Source organism: Dorea sp. 210702-DFI.3.125, from assembly GCF_020560945.1.
Classification (GTDB): Bacteria; Bacillota; Clostridia; order Lachnospirales; family Lachnospiraceae; genus Dorea; species Dorea formicigenerans.
The window spans coordinates 1-484 of the sequence record NZ_JAJCNF010000083.1; the positions used below are offsets into that span (position 1 = coordinate 1).

At 52.3% G+C, this 484-nt stretch carries 1 protein-coding gene; it reads left to right on the forward strand.

The window, feature by feature from the left end:
- A partial coding sequence (locus tag LI164_RS15635; RefSeq protein WP_227087378.1) for a virulence-associated E family protein occupies nt 1-484 on the forward strand: 484 nt, incomplete at both ends.

Below are 484 nucleotides of genomic sequence, written 5' to 3' on the forward strand. Positions count from 1 at the left end.
AGGACATCATAAAGCCCATCGGCTTCCACAGGGAAAGCACCGCCCTGAACGATACGGACATGAAGTATCTGCTTCTCTATCTGGAAGAAACCTACGGGCTTACCAATGAGAAGAAGATTGATAACGCCATCGGGATTGTGGCGAATGAAAACAAGTACCATCCCATCCGGGACTATCTCAATACCCTTGTGTGGGACGGGACAGAACGAATCCGTTTCTGCCTGCGGCACTTTCTGGGGGCTGACGCAGACGATTACACCTATGAAGCGTTGAAGCTGTTCCTGCTGGGCGCAATCTCACGAGCCTTTCAGCCGGGATGCAAATTTGAAATCATGCTCTGTCTGGTAGGCGGTCAGGGGGCTGGCAAGTCCACCTTCTTCCGTCTGCTGGCAGTCCGGGACGAGTGGTTCTCCGATGATTTGCGGAAGTTGGACGATGACAATGTGTACCGCAAGCTGCAAGGTCACTGGATTATCGAAATGTC